16 protein-coding genes are annotated in these 21,245 nt (G+C 28.3%); 8 read left to right on the forward strand and 8 right to left on the reverse strand.

Going from position 1 to position 21,245, the window contains the following annotated elements; all coding sequences use genetic code 11:
* Positions 1–2: 2 nt before the first annotated feature.
* Both ACUXZJ_RS10555 and ypfJ read left to right on the forward strand, forming a co-directional pair.
* Entirely contained in the window at positions 3–3,974 is a 3,972-nt protein-coding gene (locus tag ACUXZJ_RS10555; RefSeq protein ID WP_063743948.1) for a PAS domain S-box protein, read from the forward strand.
* A gap of 7 nt (positions 3,975–3,981) precedes the next feature.
* Positions 3,982–4,839 carry a KPN_02809 family neutral zinc metallopeptidase gene (gene ypfJ / locus ACUXZJ_RS10560; protein WP_446194918.1) on the forward strand — a complete coding sequence of 286 codons (858 nt, stop codon included), beginning with the start codon at positions 3,982–3,984 and terminating at the stop codon, positions 4,837–4,839.
* 406 nt (positions 4,840–5,245) lie between these two features.
* Here ypfJ and ACUXZJ_RS10565 read toward each other — a convergent pair whose 3' ends face one another.
* From ACUXZJ_RS10565 to tsaD, 5 genes are all read right to left on the reverse strand, one after another.
* On the reverse strand, positions 5,246–6,199 hold the full coding sequence (locus tag ACUXZJ_RS10565) for a zinc metalloprotease (RefSeq protein ID WP_088420720.1): 954 nt from the start codon (positions 6,197–6,199) through the stop codon (positions 5,246–5,248).
* 355 nt (positions 6,200–6,554) lie between these two features.
* On the reverse strand, positions 6,555–7,064 hold the full coding sequence (locus tag ACUXZJ_RS10570) for a TrmH family RNA methyltransferase (RefSeq protein WP_060382074.1): 510 nt from the start codon (positions 7,062–7,064) through the stop codon (positions 6,555–6,557).
* Positions 7,065–7,068: 4 nt separating this feature from the next.
* A complete protein-coding gene (locus ACUXZJ_RS10575; protein WP_060382075.1) occupies positions 7,069–7,719 on the reverse strand; it encodes a DUF4159 domain-containing protein in 651 nt (216 codons plus the stop codon).
* Positions 7,720–7,788: 69 nt separating this feature from the next.
* Positions 7,789–8,493: a 16S rRNA (uracil(1498)-N(3))-methyltransferase gene (locus ACUXZJ_RS10580; RefSeq protein WP_060382076.1), complete on the reverse strand. Its 705-nt coding sequence runs from the start codon at positions 8,491–8,493 to the stop codon at positions 7,789–7,791.
* 27 nt (positions 8,494–8,520) lie between these two features.
* A complete protein-coding gene (gene tsaD, locus ACUXZJ_RS10585; protein WP_060383821.1) occupies positions 8,521–9,543 on the reverse strand; it encodes a tRNA (adenosine(37)-N6)-threonylcarbamoyltransferase complex transferase subunit TsaD in 1,023 nt (340 codons plus the stop codon).
* A 181-nt stretch (positions 9,544–9,724) separates the two neighbouring features.
* Between tsaD and ACUXZJ_RS10590 the strand changes: the two genes are divergently transcribed.
* From ACUXZJ_RS10590 to ACUXZJ_RS10615, 6 genes are all read left to right on the forward strand, one after another.
* Positions 9,725–14,200: a translocation/assembly module TamB domain-containing protein gene (locus ACUXZJ_RS10590; protein ID WP_063744192.1), complete on the forward strand. Its 4,476-nt coding sequence runs from the start codon at positions 9,725–9,727 to the stop codon at positions 14,198–14,200.
* A gap of 160 nt (positions 14,201–14,360) precedes the next feature.
* Positions 14,361–15,350, forward strand: coding sequence for a 6-phosphofructokinase (gene pfkA / locus ACUXZJ_RS10595; protein ID WP_060382078.1), 990 nt, complete (start codon positions 14,361–14,363; stop codon positions 15,348–15,350).
* Positions 15,351–15,520: 170 nt separating this feature from the next.
* Positions 15,521–16,519 (forward strand): type I glyceraldehyde-3-phosphate dehydrogenase, encoded by a 999-nt coding sequence (gap, locus tag ACUXZJ_RS10600; protein WP_060382079.1) that lies wholly within the window; start codon positions 15,521–15,523, stop codon positions 16,517–16,519.
* A 233-nt stretch (positions 16,520–16,752) separates the two neighbouring features.
* Positions 16,753–17,604, forward strand: coding sequence for an N-acetylglucosamine kinase (locus ACUXZJ_RS10605; RefSeq protein ID WP_060382080.1), 852 nt, complete (start codon positions 16,753–16,755; stop codon positions 17,602–17,604).
* Between the two features lie 5 nt (positions 17,605–17,609).
* The gene (locus ACUXZJ_RS10610; protein ID WP_060382081.1) at positions 17,610–17,978 is read left to right on the forward strand and encodes a methylglyoxal synthase; all 369 of its coding nucleotides are present in this window, start codon (positions 17,610–17,612) and stop codon (positions 17,976–17,978) included.
* 160 nt (positions 17,979–18,138) lie between these two features.
* Entirely contained in the window at positions 18,139–18,708 is a 570-nt protein-coding gene (locus ACUXZJ_RS10615) for a hypothetical protein (protein ID WP_060382082.1), read from the forward strand.
* Positions 18,709–18,952: 244 nt separating this feature from the next.
* Here ACUXZJ_RS10615 and ACUXZJ_RS10620 read toward each other — a convergent pair whose 3' ends face one another.
* The 3 genes from ACUXZJ_RS10620 to ACUXZJ_RS10630 form a co-directional block, all read right to left on the reverse strand.
* Positions 18,953–19,663: a YebC/PmpR family DNA-binding transcriptional regulator gene (locus tag ACUXZJ_RS10620; RefSeq protein ID WP_060382083.1), complete on the reverse strand. Its 711-nt coding sequence runs from the start codon at positions 19,661–19,663 to the stop codon at positions 18,953–18,955.
* A 110-nt stretch (positions 19,664–19,773) separates the two neighbouring features.
* Entirely contained in the window at positions 19,774–20,361 is a 588-nt protein-coding gene (gene rsmD, locus ACUXZJ_RS10625; RefSeq protein WP_060382084.1) for a 16S rRNA (guanine(966)-N(2))-methyltransferase RsmD, read from the reverse strand.
* The gene (locus ACUXZJ_RS10630; protein ID WP_060382085.1) at positions 20,352–21,176 is read right to left on the reverse strand and encodes a DUF3822 family protein; all 825 of its coding nucleotides are present in this window, start codon (positions 21,174–21,176) and stop codon (positions 20,352–20,354) included. The genes rsmD and ACUXZJ_RS10630 overlap by 10 nt, the downstream gene beginning before the upstream one ends.
* Between the last annotated feature and the right edge of the window lie 69 nt (positions 21,177–21,245).

A 21,245-nucleotide genomic window follows, 5' to 3' on the forward strand; every position in this document is an offset into this window, starting at 1 on the left:
AGATGATTCAATTATTAGGATTAAATATTAACCAGTCTTCATGGTTTGTATTTTTTTCTTTGTTTGTTGTCTTTTTTATTTTTTATTATGGTTTTTTAAATAAATCTGTACTAAACCGAGAAATCATACGTGATTTTTCAGAATTAGAAAATTCTTATGAGCAATACCGCTTATACTTTTTATTTGTAGGGATAGGATTAGCCTTGATAGAATTTACAGTTGTCATTTTTAATTTAAGAGAAGACGAAATTTTTCCTATTAATTTTACAATTGCTGCTATTTTACTTATCCTGTATGCAGCCAGTTATAAAATTAAATTTATAGAAAAGCATCTAAGAGTATTTTTTACTCTAATATTTTTTGCCTATTTTTTAATTACTTTATTAAGAATAGTAGTACATCCAGAATATATATTTACTTATTTTGATTGGATTGTTTTATTCTTTTTTTCATATTATCTTTTTGCTACCATACATTTTTATTGGGTTTTTGTAATTTTTAATTACTTACTCATAATCTTTCTGTTTTTTTATAAAATACTAAACGAAGTAATGTTCGTTACCTTAGGATGCAGTTGTTTAATGATTTCTTTAATTAATCAAGTACGTTACATTATAAAATATAAAGCAAAAGATACTTTTTTATTTACCAATAATGCTATTAATAAAAAAGCAACTTTGGTTATAGGAATTAATAAAAATGGGACAATAGTTTATTGTTCCCAAAATGTAAGAAATATTTTAGGATATACTTCTGAAGAACTTAAAGGAATGAGTTTTTTAAGCTTAATTGAAGATCCAGAGTTTACAATTGAAAATTATCAAATAAACCATGAGTTTTATACTCGTAAAGTATTAGCAAAAGAAGGCTCCTATAAATATATACAATGGAAGAATGTACAATATTCTGATGATATGTATTTAAGTATAGGTCAAGATATTACAGAAGTAATTAATTTAGACCATCAATATAAAAATTTGATAGAAACCGCTACTGATATTATTTATGAAACAGATAAAGAAGGGAGGTTTACTTTTGTAAATACTTTTGCTAAATCTTTGTTTAATTTGACAAACGAGGAGGTAATAGGTGAAAATTTTGCTCTATTTATTAGAGAAGATTATAAAATGAAAGTCCTCCAGTTTTACCGTTCTCATTTATTAGGAAGAAAAGATATTCCTTCAATAGAATTTCCTGTTATTTTTAACAAAGGAACAGAATTATGGTTATCTCAAAAAGTAAATATAAAAAAAAATAAAGAAGGAAAAATTCTTGGTTTTTCAGCAATAGCAAGAGATATTACACTACTCAAAAATATAGAAATAGAACAAAAGAATAGACAAAAGAAAAACGAAATTTTTAATAAAACAATACATAAACTAGCTATTTTATCTTACAGAGAAAAAGAAAATTTTAATGATAGAATTAATTTAATATTAAAATCTGCAGCAGAAGGAATAAAGATTGATAGAGTAAGTTATTGGACGTATGATAAATTAAGTTTAAAATGTTTTTCTTTATATGATTTAGAATTAGATCACTTTAAAAAGGGTTTAGTATCCTTTAGATCAGATCGTCCTAACTATTTTGAGTATTTAGAAAAGGAAAAATTAATAGTAGCAACCGATGTATATGAATGTTTTTATACTAATGAATTTGTAGATGATTATTTTTTAAAAGAAAAAATTAAATCTATGTTAAACCTTCCTGTTTTTATTAACGGAGAATTACATTCCTTATTAAGTTTTGAAACAACCAAACAAAAAAGAGAGTGGGATAATGATGATATTAATTTTGCAAGATCAATAGCAGATGTCGTTTCTTTGGCAATTGAAACGTATAAAAGAAGAGAAACAGAAGAAAAGTTAGAAGAAAAAACAAAAATATTAACAGCAATTGCTGTTTCAACAGAAAAATTGCTTAAGAATAACAACTTAAATCAATTATTTGAAGAGATCTTTTCTATTGTAGGACAAGCTACTAATATTGATCGAATTTATTATTTCGAAAATAACGAAGCAGAACATTATTTTAGCCAAAAAAATGAATGGGTAAACAAAAATAAAAAGATACAACCTGAAATAGATAACAAATCATTGCAAAAAATGCTTCATAAAGACAATTTAATTTATTACGAAGTATTGTCAAAAAAACAAGTATTTAAAGCCAAAAGTTCCCAAATAAAAAATCCTTTTATTTATCAAAGATTACGTTCACAAGGAATACTATCTATTTTGCTATTTCCTATATTTATAAATGATGTATTTAGAGGTTTTCTAGGATTTGATGACTGTTCAAGAGAACGTGAATGGACAGAAGAAGAAGTAAGTATTTTACAAATTCTAGCTAATAATGTTTCTATTACAATAGAAAGAATAGAAAACTTAAATCTAATAGAAGAATCTCAAAAACAATTCAATCTATTAGCTGATAACATCCCAGGAGTCGTATTTCTGTCAGAATACGACCAGAAATTTTCTAAAATATATATCAGTGACAAAATAGAAAATTTAACAGGATATACTCGTGAAGAATTTCTAGAAGGTAAAGTGTATTTGCTTGATTTGACCCATAAAGATGATAGAGAAAATGTAATATATGAAAATAAAAGAGCATTTGAAGGAAATATACCATTTCAATTAATCTATAGAATTAAGAGAAAATCAGGTGAATATATTTGGATTGAAGAATTTAGTGACACCGTAATTAAAGAAGGAAAAGTATCTTATATAGGAGGGATTCTAGTAGACGTAACTGAAAAAAAAATAATAGAAAAAGAAATCAAAGCACGAGAATATGCTGAAACTTCTAATAAAGCTAAATCTGAATTTTTGGCCAATATGAGCCATGAAATTAGAACACCTTTAAATGCTATTATAGGCTTTTCAGGTTTAATGAAACAAACAAAGTTAGATATGATTCAAAATGAATATCTATCAACAGTAAATGAATCAGCTAAGATTTTATTAGAGGTGGTAAACGATATTCTTGATTTTTCTAAAATTGAAATGGGGAAATTAGACTTAGAATTTAAAAAATCTGATTTACATGATTTAGTATTGCAAATAGTAAAAATTATACGTTTTGATTCCGAAAAAAAAGGAATAGATCTAATTTTTAAATTTGATAAAAAAATTCCCAAATATGTTTCAATAGATCCTTTAAGAATAAAACAAGTCCTATTAAATTTGTTATCAAACGCCGTGAAATTTACAAATGAAGGAGGAGTATTGTTAGAATTAAAACTTAAAGAAATTCAAGAAAATAAAGCTAAAATTCAGTTTTTAGTTCAAGATAGCGGAATAGGAATTAAAAAAGGAAATCATCAGAAAATTTTTGAGCCTTTTTCACAAGAAGATAATTCAACAACTAGAAAATATGGAGGTACTGGTTTAGGTTTAACAATTTCTAATAATATTTTGAGCTTAATGGGAACACAACTCCAATTAGAAAGTAGTCATAGATTAGGAAGTACCTTCTTTTTTGAATTGGATTTGATATTTTGCGAACAAAATGTGGAATGTAAAAAAGAAGAAACTCATAAAAAAGAAGTAATTTATGAAAATTTTACTGCTGAATATTTAAAAACTACGAAAGAAAGAGAATTCAAAATATTAATTGTAGAAGATAATAAAATTAACATGATGTTAGCCAAAACTCTTTTGAAAAAAATATTACCCAATGTGATTCTTATTGAAGCTGAAAATGGAATCATAGGAGTAGAAAAATATATTGAAAGTAGTCCAGATTTAATATTGTTAGATATTCAAATGCCTTTAATGAATGGATATGAAGTTTCATTAGAAATTAGAAAGACAGATCCAAATATTCCAATTGTTGCACTAACAGCAGGAACTATAAGAGGAGAAAAAGAAAAATGTCTAGAAGTAGGTATGAATGATTATATATCTAAACCTATAGACAAAGAATTTTTTGAAGTAACAATACTTAAATGGTTAAAAATTATAAAATAATAAGAATATGAAATGGCAAGGAAGACGTCAAAGTGATAATGTAGAAGATAGAAGAGGTGTATCTAGAGGAGGAAAGATGGTTGTAGGCGGAGGAGTTCTAGGTATTGTTATTCTATTGTTAAGTCTTTTTGGAGGAGAAACAGGAAAAATGATTATCCCCGTTTTAGAACAAGTAAATCAATCCAATTCACAGGAAACTCCATCAATACAACGTTCACTTACAGCAGAAGAAAAAGAGATGGGTAAATTTGTAGCCACTGTTTTTGCTGATACAGAAGATATTTTTGGTAAATTATCTAAAGAAAATAATATTAATTATAGAAATCCTAAAATGGTTTTATTTACAGAAGCAATTGAAACAGCCTGTGGTAGTGCTTCTTCAGCTTCGGGTCCTTTTTACTGTCCTGGAGATGAAAAAGTATATATGGATTTAGCATTTTTTGAAGAATTAAGAACGCGTTTTGGTGCTAAAGGAGGAGATTTTGCAACAGCTTACGTTATTGCGCATGAGGTTGGACACCATTTACAAACAGTTATAGGAACTTCTAATAAGGTACGACAATTACAACAAAAAACCACTCAAGAAGAAGGAAATCGTTTATCTGTAGCTTTAGAATTACAAGCTGACTTTTATGCAGGTGTTTGGGCTAAACATAATCAAAAATATTTAGATCCAGACGATATTGATGAAGCTTTAAGCGCCGCACAAGCAGTAGGGGATGATGCTATTCAAAAAAGAATGCAAGGATATGTTGTACCTGAATCATTTACCCACGGTACGTCCGAACAACGTAAAAAATGGTTTTTAAAAGGTTATCAAACAGGTGATTTACAAGCAGGAGATACTTTTTTAGAAATAAAGTAGGAAAAATATAGGGTTTTTAAGAATTTCCTTAGAATAGATAAAAACAAAAATATTTTATATCGTTTATGTTAAATTTTGGTTTACTTAAGAGATTAAGAAGAATAGGGGAAATTATAAAGTATAGATAGAAATTATTTGAAAAGGGATTTCTGAAAGATGTTTTAGAAGAGGAGATGATAATGTTAAAAAAAATCCTAAAAAATTTCTAGTTTATATAATATAATAGAAATTAAGGTATTCAAAAACAATGATTTCATTGTATGTTAATTATTAGAATTATTTAAAGAGAAAACAATTAGGGTATTTTTAGTAAAATGAAGTAAAAATAATAACATAAAAACAAAAGCCTAATCGAAAGATTAGGCTAAGGTTTAAAAAATATTATTATGAGGAAAATATGATTCTATTATGGTTGAGCAAAAGATGCTCTAGCGCCACCAGCAGCAAAGATAGCTAATGATCTTTCTTTTTGTCCTTGTGAGAACATATACATGCCTCTGTCGTCAGTATAATCCATATAATTCATATACATTTCTAGTGGGGTACCAGTACAAGTAGATCTATGTCCTACAGCAGGCACTCCGTAATTTGAAGAATCATGTAGCGGTGTGTCAGCTACAAAATCATTTCCGCAATTTGCATCACCCCAAATATGACGTAAGTTCATCCAGTGACCTACTTCGTGAGTAGCTGTTCTACCTAAATTAAATGGAGCTGTAGCTGTACCTGTTGTACCTGTATATTTATAATGTAGTACTACACCGTCGGTTGCAGCGGCACCTCCAGGAAATTGAGCATATCCTAATAAGCTTGAACCTAAATTACAAACCCAAATATTTAATTTTGTAGTTGGAGATGTAGGGCTTATACCACCTTGTGTTGATTTTTTCATAGAATCATCAGTTCCCCAACTTCTCTTTTTAGTGCTTTTACGAATTACTTGGTCTAAAACAAAGCGAACGTTAAAATTACCACTTCTTACAGAAGAATAAGGATTGTTAGCTGTGTTATAATCAGCATTTGTAGCTGCATAATCGGCATTTAACACATCAATTTGTGATTGTAATTGAGCTAGTGAAATATTTTCTGTGCTACCATTATATAGTACATTGAAAACAACAGGGATTTCAATAACACCGTTTACTAAACGGTTGTTTTTAATTGCCTCAGATGCTTGTTTTTCAAAAGATGCCATTCTAGAAGCTAAAGAGGGATCTTCTTGCATTTGTCTTTCTAATACTTCATGTGAAGCACATCCTCTCTGAGCTAGAGTATCTGCTTGAGTTGTCGAAGAGCTATCTTCTTTTTGACAAGAAAAAATCATTAACGCTACTGATGCGGATAATAAAACTTTTTTCATAATTGATTGGTTTTTGGTTGATAAAGTTTCTTTTATTGTGTTGCAATGATATAAAATATATTTTAATTTAAAAAATATTTTTTTTATTAAATTGTTTTTATTTTGATAATATGTTTATTTTATTATGTTTTAAAATGTGTTATTTGTATTTATTTTTGTTTTTTATTGCATATTTTATATGTTTTTGTGTTTGATTTTCTGTAGATATTAAGGTGTTTTTAATGATTATCCCTATTCTTTTTATAGTGTAATCCTTATAGGCTAAGAAAATGGAATTAAGAATAAGATTTAGATAATGATAATAAGTTTTGTCAAGAGATAATTATATCTTGGTAAATTAAAAGTTAAAATAGTATTATTTATTTAATTGTAGAGTTAATTCGTAAAGAGCTATAGATAGAGCTTGGACAACATTCATGCTGCTATTATGTCCAAACATAGGAATATGGGTATGAATTTTGCAGCAATTTAGTATTTCAGATGAAATTCCCTGTATTTCGTTACCTATTATTAAAATTATAGGTTGGTTTGGATTTATTTTTACTTTATTAAGAGAGATGCTAGATTGAGTAATTTCTAATGCAATACAGATAGAAGGGCTTGAATGAAGATAATTGAGTAGTAATTCTTTTTCTTGTATAATTTCAAAAGAAACTCTTTTGTGAGTACTTCTAGATGTTTTATTGATTTTGCGCTCAGAAAAGATAAAATTTGAACCTGAAAAAATAATTTTAGAAACACCCATTGCGTCACAAATTCTAAAAATACTGCCTATGTTTTCTTGAAAATACACACCATCGCATACTAAAGTTATAGGGTGCTTTTTAGTTTCAAATACAGTGTTGTAATGAGTAAGCTGTTCCAAATGTTTAATGATTAAAAACGTAATTTAAAATATTAGCTCCCATTTTTAATGCTTTTTCACGTACTTCTTTTGGGTTGTTATGAACTTCATAATCTTCCCATCCATCGCCTAAGTCACATTCATAAGTGTATAATAAAACTAAACGATTGTTTATAAAGATACCAAAGGCTTGTGGTCTTTTTCCGTCATGTTCATGAATTTTAGGTAAACCATAAGGGAAAGGGAAAGGCTTTTCAAAAATAGTGTGCGAAGTGGGAATTTCGGTTAAAGGTTGATTAGGGAAAAGTTTTTTAATTTCATTTCGTATATATTGATCCATACCATAATTGTCATCAATATGTAAAAAGCCTCCTGCATTTAGATAGTTTCTTAAATTTTCGGCTTCTTGTGAACTGAAAACAACATTTCCATGTCCTGTCATGTGTATAAAGGGATATGAAAATATATCGCTACTACCAGGGGTTACAGTAGAAGGTTTTTGTTTGATACGTGTGTTAATTGTTTGATTTGTAAACTTTATTAAATTAGGTAATGATGTAGGATTAGCATACCAATCGCCACCTCCATTGTATTTTAGCAGAGCTATTTCTTGAGAAAAAAGAGGATAACTAAAAAATCCTAAAAAACTAAAAATTATAAGATATATTCTAAACATTTTGCCTCGTAAGTCTTATTTTTTAAAAATAATATTGTAATTGATATAAATTTCTAAAAAGTGTTTTAATTATTCATTACTAAAAACCACACTATGACAGGCAATAACCGCTGCGGTTTCTGTTCGTAATCTTGTGTTTCCTAAAGTTACAGGTATAAAACCTTTGTCTATGGCTAATTTAATTTCTTTTTCTGAAAAATCACCCTCAGGACCAATTAAAATAGTGTATTTAGAATTAGGATTAATTTCATTTTTTAATTTTTTTTTATCAGAATCTTCACAATGTGCAACAAACAGTTGTCCTTCAAAATCTTTACTAATAAAATCTTTAAAAGAGATAGTATTGTTTAATTTTGGTAAATAAAATTGATTAGATTGTTTCATAGCAGATTGTAAGATTTTATCAAAACGATCTACCTTGATAGTAGTTCTTTCAGAATGTTCGCAAATAATAGGAGTTATTTCATGTATACCTATTTCGGTTGCTTTTTCTAAAAACCATTCATAACGTTCGTTCATCTTAGTAGGAGCAACAGCTAAATGTAAATAAAACCCAGTTTGGTCAAACATTTTATGATTGTTAATTTTTATAGAGCATTTTTTTTCTGAAGCCAAAGTAATTTCTGTTTCAAATAAAAAACCAACACCATTGGTAACAAATAAGATATCGCCTTCTTTTTTGCGTAATACCTTTACTATGTGTTTGCTTTCTTCTTTGTCAAAAGAAAAATCTGTCGAAGCAATAGTTATGTCTGGATTGTAGAATAATTGCATTATTTCTTATTGGTCGTTAATGGTTTTTTAAAACTCGATTCTTGCTTTGGAAGTTACGGAATTGTTACTAAAATGATTTTCTAAAAATTTATAATATCCCACTATACCTATCATAGCTGCGTTGTCGGTGGTGTATTCAAATTTTGGGATAAAGGTTTTCCAACCATATTTTTTTTCGGCATCTTTTAGTGTTTGGCGAATACCGCTATTAGCAGAAACTCCCCCTCCTATAGCAATTTGTTTAATTCCTGTTTGTATAGAAGCTTCTTTAATTTTATCCATTAATATTTTAATAATGATATATTGTATAGAAGCACAGATATCATTTAAGTTCTCACTAATGAAATTAGGATTTTCTTTGATGTTTTTTTGGATGAAATATAAAAATTGTGTTTTAAGTCCACTAAAACTAAAATTAAGACCATCAACTTTTGGTTTTGTAAATTCAAAACGTCTGGGATTTCCTAGTTGAGCATATTGGTCTATAAGAGGTCCACCAGGATAGGGTAAGCCTAATATTTTAGCAGATTTATCAAAAGCTTCCCCTACGGCATCGTCAGTAGTTTCTCCAATAATTTCCATTTCAAAAAAGCTATTTACCTTTACAATTTGGGTATGTCCTCCTGATATGGTAAGGGCTAAAAAAGGAAATTCTGGTTTAGAAAATCCTTCTTCATGTATAAAATGAGCTAATATATGAGCGTGCATGTGATTAACGGCTATTAAAGGGATGTTTAATGCCATTGCCATACTTTTGGCAAAAGAACTACCTACTAATAAAGATCCCATTAATCCAGGACCCTGTGTAAAAGCTATGGCAGATAATTTTTCTTTGGTTATTCCTGCTTTTTTTAGTGCCACATCTACTACAGGTACAATATTTTGTTGATGTGCCCTAGAGGCTAATTCAGGGACAACGCCTCCATATTCTTCATGTATATTTTGACGAGCAACAACATTTGATAACATTTTATCGTTCTGTAGGACAGCGCAAGCCGTATCATCACAAGAACTTTCGATTGCTAGTATGTAAATATTTTCTCTTTTCATTTGAGACATAGATTTTATTTCTAAAGTTGTGTAAAATCAAGGAATAGATTATTTTTACAACCTGTGCAAAGTTACTAAAATTTAACTCAAAAAAATATTTCCTTTGGAAGAGCAAAAAGATGAAATAAAAAAAAATAAAAAAAATAAAAAAAATCTATGGGTAGTGATTTTAAAATTCAAGATGTATTTTTTTCTTGGAATAATATTATCGTTACTTACATTGGTTATTGCTCTTTCTATGCCTTCTGTTCAAACGCGATTAGGACAGTATGCAACAGAGTTTTTAAATAAAGAATTTGGAACTGATATAACTGTTCAAGAAGCTAACTTTACCATTTTTGGAGGAATTAAACTAAAAAAAGTTTTTATCAGAGATTATAAAAAAGATACATTGTTTCATATTAATGTATTGAAAACGAATATTCTTGATTTTAAAAAACTTACAGATGGTGATTTGCATTTTGGAGAAGTCAGAATGGATGGACTTAAGTTTAAAATTAGGAATTATAAAGGAGAGCGTGATACCAATCTAGATAAATTTATTGAACTTTTTGACGATGGAAAATCTTCTACCTCTAAGAAAAAATTTTTAATGACCATAAAAAATATTCACTTGATGAATAGTGAATTTTATTTTTGGGATGATAATATATCCAATCCTCTGCTCTTTAGTGCTAAAAAATTGAATGCAGAAGCAGCTAATCTAAAAATTTTAGGACCTGATGTTACAACTCAAATCAAAGAAATGTCTTTTACAGACGATAGAGGAATAGAAATAGAAGAGTCATCGTCAGATTTTACATATACAAAGAAAAATATTCACCTTGCTCAATTAAAATTAAAAACTAAAGAATCAAATTTAAAAGGCGATGTAGAATTACGTTATGATCGTAAAGATTTTGCAGATTTTAATAATAAAGTTCTATTTGATGTAAAAATACAAGAAGGAATAATTTCATCTAATGATTTGAATAAATTTTATGGAGAATTTGGGAAAAATCTAAAATATCAAGTAAAAGGCAAATTATTAGGAACATTAAATAATTTTTTTACAAAAAAATTGATTGTATTAGACGATTTCGGATCGCAAATAAAAGGTAATTTTCAATTTAAAAATCTTTTTTCAAAAAATGAAAACACTTATTACGTAAAAGGACACTTTTCTAAAATAACTTCTACTTATCAAGATTTAATTAAAATATTGCCTAATGTTTTAGGAAAAAAAATACCCACTAATTTTAAAAAATTAGGTGTTTTTTCGTTAAGCGGTCAAGCAGAAATAGATTTTAATAAATTAAAAGCAAACGTTTCACTTTCTTCTGCCTTAGGAATTGTAAAAACAAATTTAGCAATGACTAACATCAATAACATTGATAAGGCTACTTATCTAGGAAATGTTAGGTTAACAGAGTTTGATTTAGGAACATTTTTAAACCGTAAAGATTTAGGAATTGTAAACTTAGATACAGAAGTAGACGGAACAGGTTTTGTTGAAAAGTATTTAAATACAAAAATAAAAGGAACCGTAGGGAGTATCTATTATAACAAATATAATTATAGAAATATAATCGTTGATGGTCAGATGAACAAAGCCATTTTTGAAGGCTCTATAAAAACTAATGACCCCAATTTAATTATGGAATTTGATGGTTTCCTTGATTTAACTAGAAAAGAAAATAAATATAATTTTCATGCAAAAGTAGAATACGCCAACCTAAAAAAACTAAATCTATATACTCCTGATGCTGTTTCCGTTTTTAGAGGAGATGTAAGAATGGATTTACAAGGAAATTCAATTGATGATATTTATGGTAATGTATACATAAATAAAACTTCGTATGAAAATCCTAAAGAAACCTATTTTTTTGACGATTTTATGGTTAAATCTACTTTTGAAAAAGATGGATTTAGAACCATTATAGTCAATTCTCCTGATATAGTAGAAGGAAAAGTAGAAGGAATCTTTAAGTTTAAAGAATTACCTGATTTGATAGAAAATTCACTAGGAAGTCTATACGCCAATTATTCACCTAACAAAGTGAGTAAGGGACAATTTATGAAGTTTGATTTTAATGTATACAGTAAACTAATAGAAATATTTTATCCTGAAATTTCATTAGGTGAAAATACTTTTATGAAAGGAGAAATAGATTCTAATGAAGGATTATTTAAACTTAATTTTAAATCCCCTAAAATAAAAGCATACGATAATGAATTTGATAATATAAGTGTAGATATAAACAACAAAAACCCTCTTTATAATGCTTATGTAGAAATGGATAGTATCAAAACAAAATACTATAAAATTTCGAAAATGAGTTTGATAAACGTAACCTCAAACGATACATTATTTGTTCGAACTGAATTTAAAGGAGGAGACAAAGCAGAAGATTTTTATAATTTAAACCTATACCATACCATTGATAAAGATAATAAGAGTGTAGTAGGAATTAAAAAGTCAGAAATTAATTTTAAAAATTATTTATGGTTTTTAAATGAAAAAGAAGAACATAATAATAAAATTATATTCAACAAAAAATTAACTGATTTTTCTATTGAAAAAATTTCCCTATCCCATAATAATCAAGCAATGGAGTTAATGGGAGTTTTACAAGATTCTACCTATAAAGACCTCCGATTATCATTTAAAGATGTAGAACTAGATAAAATTACGCCTGCCATAGATAGCCTACGGTTTAAAGGGAAACTAAATGGAAACGTAGATTTTAAACAAGAAAAAAACATTTACGAACCAGCCTCTGAATTAACAATCGATGATTTTAGAATAAATGATTTAATCTTAGGTAAATTTGATATAGGAGTAATAGGAGATGATAGCCTTAGAAATTTTAAAATTAATTCTGTTTTAAATAATAAAGGAAATGATATACTAAAAACAGAAGGAAGTCTTTATTTTCAAGGTAAAAAAACGTTGATGGATCTTGATGTGAGACTCAAAGATTTTGATCTTTCCTTTTTTACCCCCATGGGAGCTGATATAATAACAAATATAAGAGGGCTAGCATCAGGTTCAGCCAAATTTGAAGGAGATATTTACAACCCAGAAATAAATGGACGATTTTATTTAAATCAATCAGGTTTAAAAGTTCCCTATTTAAATACAGATTATAATTTTGGAAATAATTCCATAGTAGAAGTTACAGAAAATCAATTTTCATTTAGAGATGTAAAAGTAACAGATTCTAAATTTAAGACAACCGGTACAATGGAAGGTTGGGTAAAACATAATAAATTAAGTGATTGGTATCTAAATTTTAATATTAATTCAGATCGAATCGTCGTACTTGATACAAAAGATCATGAAGATGCTTTGTATTATGGAACAGCTTATATGGATGGAAAAGCAACGATCAAAGGTCCTACAAATGCTTTGGTTATTAATGTTAATGCTACTTCAGCAGAAGGATCTTCCTTAAAAATTCCTATTAATGATGATCAAGCCAGTTCAGAAAAAAACTATATTAAATTCATAAATTCTAAAAATACTACCCATAAAGAAAAAAATAAAGAAAAAGACTATAACGGTTTAGAGTTAAACTTTGAATTAGATATCACTCCTGTTGCAGAAATAGAAGTAATTGTTAATAAAAATAATGGACATGGGTTAAAAGGTCGTGGACGAGGTTCTTTGTTAATGGAGATAAATACCCTAGGTAAATTTAATATGTGGGGAGATTTTCAAGTATATGATGGAGTATATAATTTTAAATATGGTGGTTTTATAGACAAAAAAATAAAAGTTAAAAACGGAGGATATATTTCTTGGGATGGAGATCCATTAAACGCAACTCTAAACATGGAAGCCGTTTATAAAACGGAAGCAAACCCCTCTATATTATTAGATAATCCTAGTTTTAATAAAAAAGTTCCAACAGAGGTAGTTATTAAACTAACAGATAAATTAACAAATCCAACACCTGAAATTTTTATAAATTTTCCAACTGTTAGTTCTGTGCTTCGTTCAGAAATAGATTACAAATTAAATGATTTTGATACACGTCAAAAACAAGCCTTATCATTAATCTCTTCTGGAAGTTTTTTATCAGATAAAGGGGTCGTAGAAAACGTTATTAGCGGAAATATCTTAGAGCGCGCAAATAGTTTATTTGATGACCTATTTGCTAATGATGATCGTTTTAAATTAGGATTAAACTATGTGCAAAATGATCGATTAAATCAAGAAACAACTACGGGAGGACGAGTAGGATTTACAGTTTCAACCCAAATTAGTGATAAAATTACTATTAATGGTAAATTTGGGGTACCGGTAGGAGGCGTAAATGAATCAGTTGTAGTAGGTGATGTAGAAATCCAATTGCGTTTGAATGAAGATGGTTCATTAAAAGCTCGTGTATTTAATAGAGAAAATGATATAACCTATTTAGGACAAGGAGGAATAGGCTACACCCAAGGAGTAGGGGTAAGTTATGAAGTAGATTTTAATACATTTAAGGAACTAATGTATAAAGTTTTTAATTCTAAAAATAATAAAAACAAAGGAAAATCCGATAAACCTAAAGATCAAATACCAGATTCTGATTTATTACCAGAAATTATCCAATCTACAGAAAAAAGACAAAAAAAATCTTCTGATAAAACGAAAGAAGATGAGGATAGAATTCCAGAACTAAATTAGTTGTTTATTTCTAAAAAAAATACTACCTTAGACTTTCGTTGAGTACTTTTGTCAATCTTCTTTACTTTTTGATTGTAAAAAAATACTTAAAAAATAATATTTATCATTTTTAAGTAAAGTGAGTGTTTGTACCTTTACTTATTCTGAAAATCCTTTTTTAATGTCAAATAATAATATAAAAAAAATAGGAGTCTTGACCTCTGGTGGAGATTCCCCAGGGATGAATGCGGCAATTCGATCAGTTGTAAGAACATGTGCCTTTTACAATGTAGAATGTATAGGTATTTATAGAGGTTATCAAGGAATGATAGAAGGAGATTTTAAAGAAATGGGACCTCGTTCCGTAAATCATATAATAGATAAAGGAGGTACAATACTTAAATCTGCTCGTTCTAAAGATTTTAGAACCATAGAAGGAAGAACACTAGCTTTTAAAAAAATAAAAGAAGCCCAAATAGATGCCCTAGTTGTAATAGGAGGAGATGGAACCTTTACAGGTGCAGAAATCTTTAATAAAGAATTTAATTTTCCCGTAATGGGAATTCCTGGTACCATTGACAATGATATTTATGGTACAAGTCATACATTAGGATATGATACAGCCCTAAATACCGTAGTAGAAGCTATTGATAAAATTAGAGATACAGCCAGTTCTCATAACAGGCTTTTTTTTGTAGAAGTAATGGGACGAGATGCTGGACATATTGCATTAAATGCAGGTATAGGAGCAGGAGCAGAAGAAATCTTAATTCCTGAAGAAGATTTAGGATTAGAAAGATTATTAGAATCATTAAAAAAAAGCAAAGCTTCAGGAAAATCATCAAGTATAGTAGTAGTATCAGAAGGAGATAAAATAGGTAAAAATGTGTTTGAGCTAAAAGAATATGTCGAAGAAAATTTGCCTGAATATGATGTCCGAGTTTCTGTATTAGGACATATACAAAGAGGAGGTTCCCCTTCCTGTTTTGATAGAGTATTAGCAGCTCGTTTAGGTGTAAAAGCCATTGAATCCCTTTTAGAAGGAAAATCCAACTATATGGTAGGATTATTAGAAGATAAAGTAGCTCTAACTCCTTTAGAACAAGCTATAAAAGGACATTCTAAAATAGATCAAGACCTACTTAAAGTTTCTGACATCATGTCTACCTAACAAAATATTAAAAATAAACAAAAGTAAAATTAGACACAAAATAAATACATAATGTAAAATTATATCATATAGAGATTAGTGAAAGTAAATATATTGAAGTTGCTAAAGAATTTTAAAATATTGAAAACGAATCACTATAAACGATTGAAAACGAATTAAAAAAATAGTATATGAAAGTAAAAATAGGAATTAATGGTTTTGGACGTATAGGACGTATAGTATTTAGAGAAGTATTAAAAAGAGACAATGTAGAAGTAGTAGCAATTAATGATCTTTTAGATATAAATCATTTAGCTTATTTATTAAAGTATGATTCAGTTCATGGACGTTTTGATGGTAAAGTAGAAGTAATTGACGGAAAATTACTCGTAAATGATAGATATATTAGAGTAACTGCTGAAAAAGATCCGAAACTAATAAAATGGAATGAAGTAAATGTAGATATAGTTGCAGAATGTACAGGAATTTTTACAAAACTAGAAACAGCCCAAGCACATATTGATGGGGGAGCTAAAAAAGTAGTAATTTCTGCACCTTCAGCAGATGCTCCAATGTACGTAATGGGCGTAAATCATACCGAAGTTTCTGCCAATGATACAATCGTATCAAACGCATCTTGTACAACCAACTGCTTAGCTCCTTTAGCAAAAGTTATTCACGATCATTTTGAAATTGTAGAAGGATTAATGACCACAATACATGCAACAACAGCTACCCAATTAACAGTAGACGGTCCTTCTAAAAAAGATTTTAGAGGAGGACGTTCAGCATTAGTAAACATAATCCCTTCTCAGACAGGAGCCGCTAAAGCAGTAGCTAAGGTAATTCCTAGTTTAAAAGGTAAACTTACAGGAATGTCAATGAGGGTACCAACAGCAGATGTATCTGTAGTAGATTTGACAGTAAAACTAGCCAAAGAAACATCTTATGAAGAAATTATGACAGTACTTAAAAAAGCATCTGAAACCACAATGAAAGGAATTCTTGGTTTTACAGAAGAAGATGTAGTTTCACAAGATTTTGTAGGAGATACTAGAATATCTATTGTTGATGCCAAAGCAGGTATTGGTCTTAATTCAACTTTTTTTAAGATCGTATCATGGTATGATAATGAATATGGCTACTCAAGTAAATTAATAGATTTAGCCGTACATGTAGCTAATTTATAACTAAAATGATTATTTTTATATCCCGTTTCTTTATCTTAATGAAACGGGATTTTTATTATAAGTAAATCAAAACTATTTGATTGTTCGTCTTATTCCCTAAAAGATATAAAGTAAAAATTTATAAACAATTAAAAAACCATTTTAAACAAGAAAGAAAAGTTTATTTGTCAATCTAAACTTTTAAATGATTATATTAATAAAACTTAAAACTATAAAGAGATAAAATTATACAAATGAAATTAATAATTGATAGTGGCTCAACTAAAGCAGATTGGATTGCAATAGATGAATTAGGAAACATTTTATTTTCTACAAATACACAAGGCTTAAATCCTGAAATTTTAACAGAAACAGAAGTTCTAAAACGTTTAGATGATAATTTAGAGTTAAGTTCAAATAAGGAAAACGTTTCAAATTTATATTTTTATGGAGCAGGATGTGGAACGAATCGTATGAAAGATTTTTTGACTTCAATCTTTGAAAAATATTTTTTAAAAGCAAAAATAGATGTTTATGAAGATACTTACGCAGCTGTATATGCTACAACTTTAAAAGAAGAAAAAGCCATTGTTAGTATTTTAGGAACAGGTTCTAATTGTAGTTATTTTGATGGTTATCTATTACATCAAAAAGTACAATCATTAGGGTATATTATAATGGATGATTGTTCAGGTAATCGTTTTGGTCGTCATTTATTAAGAGGATATTATTATAACAAAATGCCTAAAAAATTAGCTGAAATTTTTGAAAATTCATATAATTTAGATCCAGATGTTATTAAGCAAAATTTATATAAAGAAGCCAATCCAAATGCTTATCTAGCTTCATTTACAGAGTTTTTAATTAAACATAAAGAAGAAGCATTTTGTCAGCAAATTATATATAAAGAAATAGAATCCTTTATAGAAAATAGCATCAAACAGTTTGAAAATTATGATGAAGTATCTAACCATTTTATAGGATCAGTTGCTTATTTTTTACAAGATGAAATTAAATCTGTCCTAAAAAAACATAATATAAAAATAGGGAAAATTTTACAAAGACCAATAGATGGACTAATAGCATACCATTTACAGAATAATTAAACAATATGGAGATAGCACTAATAGCACATGATGTAAAAAAGGCAGACATGGTTCAGTTTGTAAATAGAAATTTAGATTTACTTTTAAAAGAAAATATGAAAATTATAGCAACAGGAACCACAGGAAGCAAGGTAGAAGTAACAGGTATAAAAGTAAAAAAACTATTGAGTGGACCTTTAGGAGGAGATGCTCAAATAGCAGCTAGAGTTGCCGTTGGTAAATGCAAAATGGTTTTGTTTTTTAAAGATCCTATGAGCAGTCATCCGCATGAACCAGATATTAATATGCTCATAAGAATTTGTGATGTACATAATGTCCCTCTTGCAACTAACGAAGCAACAGCACAATTGTTGTTAGATGCAATAGCAGGATAAATGAGGATTCTTATAAAATCAACAAAAAAAAGAATGTTTTTTTAAAAAAAAGTTTTATATTGTATTGATTCTTGTTTTTAATACCGTGTGTTGCATTTTGCGGCTTATTTGTAAAAATAAAATCCTTGCTAGAAAATTATAACTCATAAAATGTCTGTCCATGAATAAAATAATTCTACTATTAAGTTTTCTTGTGTTGAACTCAATTCAAGCTCAAAAAACAAAACCTATTGATTATACAAATAGTCTTTTATTAGTTAAAAATGGAGAGGCAACTATTGTATTTAATAAGAAGAAAGAATTGTATTTAGTTGTATTAAAAGATAGTATGTTATTAACTAAAAACAACCCGAACCTTATGCCTAATACAATGAAAGTTAGTGCATTAAAAATTAAAAATAAAACGTTTTATCATGTTAACTGGAAAGCCACTGAAAAAAGAGAAACTTCGATACGTAAAGAGTTTGCTATTCTAAATGAAAATCAAATTTGGAATCCAGTAACTAAAACACTTTTAATAGCTAATACAGAAAAAACAACAGATATAACCGAAGTAGAATATTTAGATAAGTTGAAGAACACGTCGCAAACTATTTCCAAAAAAAGAAATGAAGGATACTTATTTACTTTATTATCTAATGGTGATTTTAGTTTGAGTAATAAATCAATGATAACTAAATATAGTTATAATGATAAAACAGATAGATATGAACCAACAAAGAAACAATAAACTAAAATGAACTAGAATTTTAAAAAAATATGAAAGATCTAGTATTTTTTATAGATTTTATGATTGTATAAAAATAGAAAATCCATCTTTTTTGTATTATTTTGGTGATAATTGCTTGTTTTTTAAGGGTAAAATAAAATTGAATTGTTAAATTAAAAATAGTCCATTTTTTGATTGTAATATAGAAAATGGACTATTTATAAAGTTATCTAGTGCGGGGTATTTTAAGGGGTTAGGTATTTTATTATTCTTGCATGGTGTGAAATACATTCATGACATCATCATCTTCTTCGATTTTTTCGAGTAGTTTTTCAACATCAAGTATTTGTTCTGGTGTTAGTTCTTTGGTTACTTGAGGTATTCTTTCAAATCCAGATGATAAGACTTCTATACCACGATTTTCTAGTTCTTTTTGTATAGCTCCAAAGCTTTCAAAGGGAGCGTACATGACAATTCCGTCTTCGTCTGTAAATATTTCTTCTACTCCAAAATCGATCATTTCTAATTCTAATTCTTCTACATCTTGTCCTTCAGAAGAGATTCTGAAATTACAGGTATGATCAAACATGAATTCCACAGAACCTTGTGTACCCAGCGTGCCGTTGCATTTATTGAAATAGCTTCTGATATTGGCAACAGTTCTATTATTGTTGTCTGTTGCGGTTTCTATTAAGATGGCGATACCATGTGGAGCATAACCTTCGAACAGTACTTCTTTATAATTTGCTGTGTCTTTATCGGTTGCTTTTTTTATTGCTCGCTCCACGTTGTCTTTAGGCATATTAGCTGCTTTGGCATTTTGTATAACGGCTCTTAATCGAGAATTAGTTTCAGGATTTGGACCGCCTTCTTTTACGGCCATTACAATGTCTTTACCAATTTTTGTAAACGTTTTAGCCATTGCTGACCAACGTTTCATTTTACGTGCTTTTCTAAATTCAAACGCTCTTCCCATTTCTATTTATAATTGGACTATATGAATGTTTATTGATTTTTATTGTTACAAAAATACTACATGTATGGTTAAAAAAAAATTTTTAAAAAGTTTTGATAAGCTGTTTGTTTTTATTCTTCGTTTATTAATTCTTCTTCATCGTATTCGTCATCTTCTTCTTGTTCAAATTCAAAAAAAGTAAATACAGAACCTCCATAGGCTTTTTCGAATGAAAAATTTTCTTTATGTGAGAGTTTTGTGTATTTTGAATGTTCTATAATAAGCATTCCATCTAAATTGAGCAGATTGTTTTCGAAAATTAGGTCTAATATTTTTTCAAAACTTTTTTGATCTAGATCATAAGGAGGATCCGCAAAAATAATATCATAATTATTTTTGTTTTTTTCTAGAAATTTGAAGACATCACTCTTTATTGGGGTAATGTTCATTTCAAATTCTTTAGCTGTTTTTTTGATATAATTAATACATCCGAAGTCTCCATCTACACTGATTATATTTTCTGCTCCTCTGGATGAAAATTCGTAGCTTATATTACCTGTACCACTAAATAAATCTAATACGCGTAAGCCATTAAAATTAAAGTAGTTGTTTAATATGTTAAAGAGTGATTCTTTTGCCATATCGGTTGTTGGTCTTACGGGTAGATTTTTAGGGGCAACTAAACGTCTACCTTTGTATTTGCCTGAAATTATTCGCATGCGTGTATTAAAATAAAGTTTTTTAAATAGTTGTCTTCGGATATTGATTGGTCAAATTGTAGGTTTTCGGTGTATAAACTTACATTTCGGATATACTTATATGCTATTTGAAATAATTGACTGGTTTTTGTTATTTTTCCAAGTAGTTTTACAACAATTGATTCGGGGTTTAGTTTTAGTTGTTCGGCTGTGAAAAGTAGATGGTATATAAAATCTTCTTCTTTGTTATATTCGAATGAATTGTAGAGGAGTAATTTTTGGTTTTGAACGACGATTATTTGAAAATGTTTTTCTTGTATATGAACAAAAATTTGAGGTTCTGCTACATTTTTACTTATTTCTAAGATTTTTTTAACTAAAATGGAGGCTGTGTGTTTATAATGAAATTCGCCATACAATTCGATTAATGAATTGTTAAGTTTAGTAAAAGGAATGTATATGTTATTCATATCGTTTCCAGTTATTTGATCGTAGGTAACGAAATCAGTTGGAGAAATTTTTACATTGTAGTGTAAATATGATTTTAGATTTTGTTCATCAAATAGTGTTTGTGGAACAAAAGTATTTAGCGCGTTATCATGTAATATTAATACATCATCGAAGCCTGTTTGTAAAATAGTACTTTGGCGAATTAAATTCAAAATTTCTTCTTCCGTTTCTTGAACGGTATTGTTTTGGGTTAAAATATAGTTGCTAAAGAACTCTATTTTAGAGTCTAAAGTGTTATATAAGCAAAATGATACTTCATGTAATGATATTTGAAGAAGTAATTTTTTATATTTTTTATTAAGTATTGTATTAGTTGATGTTTGCATTCGTTTTTGTACCCTTATTAATGACAAAACTACGATTTTTTTGATAAAGAATTACTTTTAATGAGTTTT

Source organism: Flavobacterium sp. TN-1 (genome assembly GCF_052828645.1).

What these genes read in the sequence shown, in the direction of transcription:
- rsmD (WP_060382084.1), bottom strand. Translation starts at nt 20,361, where the DNA reads ATGCGAATAATTTCAGGCAAATACAAAGGTAGACGTTTAGTTGCCCCT.
- ACUXZJ_RS10615 (WP_060382082.1), top strand. Translation starts at nt 18,139, where the DNA reads ATGAATAAAATAATTCTACTATTAAGTTTTCTTGTGTTGAACTCAATT.
- pfkA (WP_060382078.1), top strand. Translation starts at nt 14,361, where the DNA reads ATGTCAAATAATAATATAAAAAAAATAGGAGTCTTGACCTCTGGTGGA.
- ACUXZJ_RS10630 (WP_060382085.1), bottom strand. Translation starts at nt 21,176, where the DNA reads ATGCAAACATCAACTAATACAATACTTAATAAAAAATATAAAAAATTA.
- ACUXZJ_RS10610 (WP_060382081.1), top strand. Translation starts at nt 17,610, where the DNA reads ATGGAGATAGCACTAATAGCACATGATGTAAAAAAGGCAGACATGGTT.
- ypfJ (WP_446194918.1), top strand. Translation starts at nt 3,982, where the DNA reads ATGAAATGGCAAGGAAGACGTCAAAGTGATAATGTAGAAGATAGAAGA.
- ACUXZJ_RS10605 (WP_060382080.1), top strand. Translation starts at nt 16,753, where the DNA reads ATGAAATTAATAATTGATAGTGGCTCAACTAAAGCAGATTGGATTGCA.
- ACUXZJ_RS10575 (WP_060382075.1), bottom strand. Translation starts at nt 7,719, where the DNA reads ATGTTTAGAATATATCTTATAATTTTTAGTTTTTTAGGATTTTTTAGT.
- ACUXZJ_RS10555 (WP_063743948.1), top strand. Translation starts at nt 3, where the DNA reads ATGATTCAATTATTAGGATTAAATATTAACCAGTCTTCATGGTTTGTA.
- ACUXZJ_RS10565 (WP_088420720.1), bottom strand. Translation starts at nt 6,199, where the DNA reads ATGAAAAAAGTTTTATTATCCGCATCAGTAGCGTTAATGATTTTTTCT.
- ACUXZJ_RS10580 (WP_060382076.1), bottom strand. Translation starts at nt 8,493, where the DNA reads ATGCAATTATTCTACAATCCAGACATAACTATTGCTTCGACAGATTTT.
- ACUXZJ_RS10590 (WP_063744192.1), top strand. Translation starts at nt 9,725, where the DNA reads ATGTATTTTTTTCTTGGAATAATATTATCGTTACTTACATTGGTTATT.
- tsaD (WP_060383821.1), bottom strand. Translation starts at nt 9,543, where the DNA reads ATGAAAAGAGAAAATATTTACATACTAGCAATCGAAAGTTCTTGTGAT.
- ACUXZJ_RS10620 (WP_060382083.1), bottom strand. Translation starts at nt 19,663, where the DNA reads ATGGGAAGAGCGTTTGAATTTAGAAAAGCACGTAAAATGAAACGTTGG.
- gap (WP_060382079.1), top strand. Translation starts at nt 15,521, where the DNA reads ATGAAAGTAAAAATAGGAATTAATGGTTTTGGACGTATAGGACGTATA.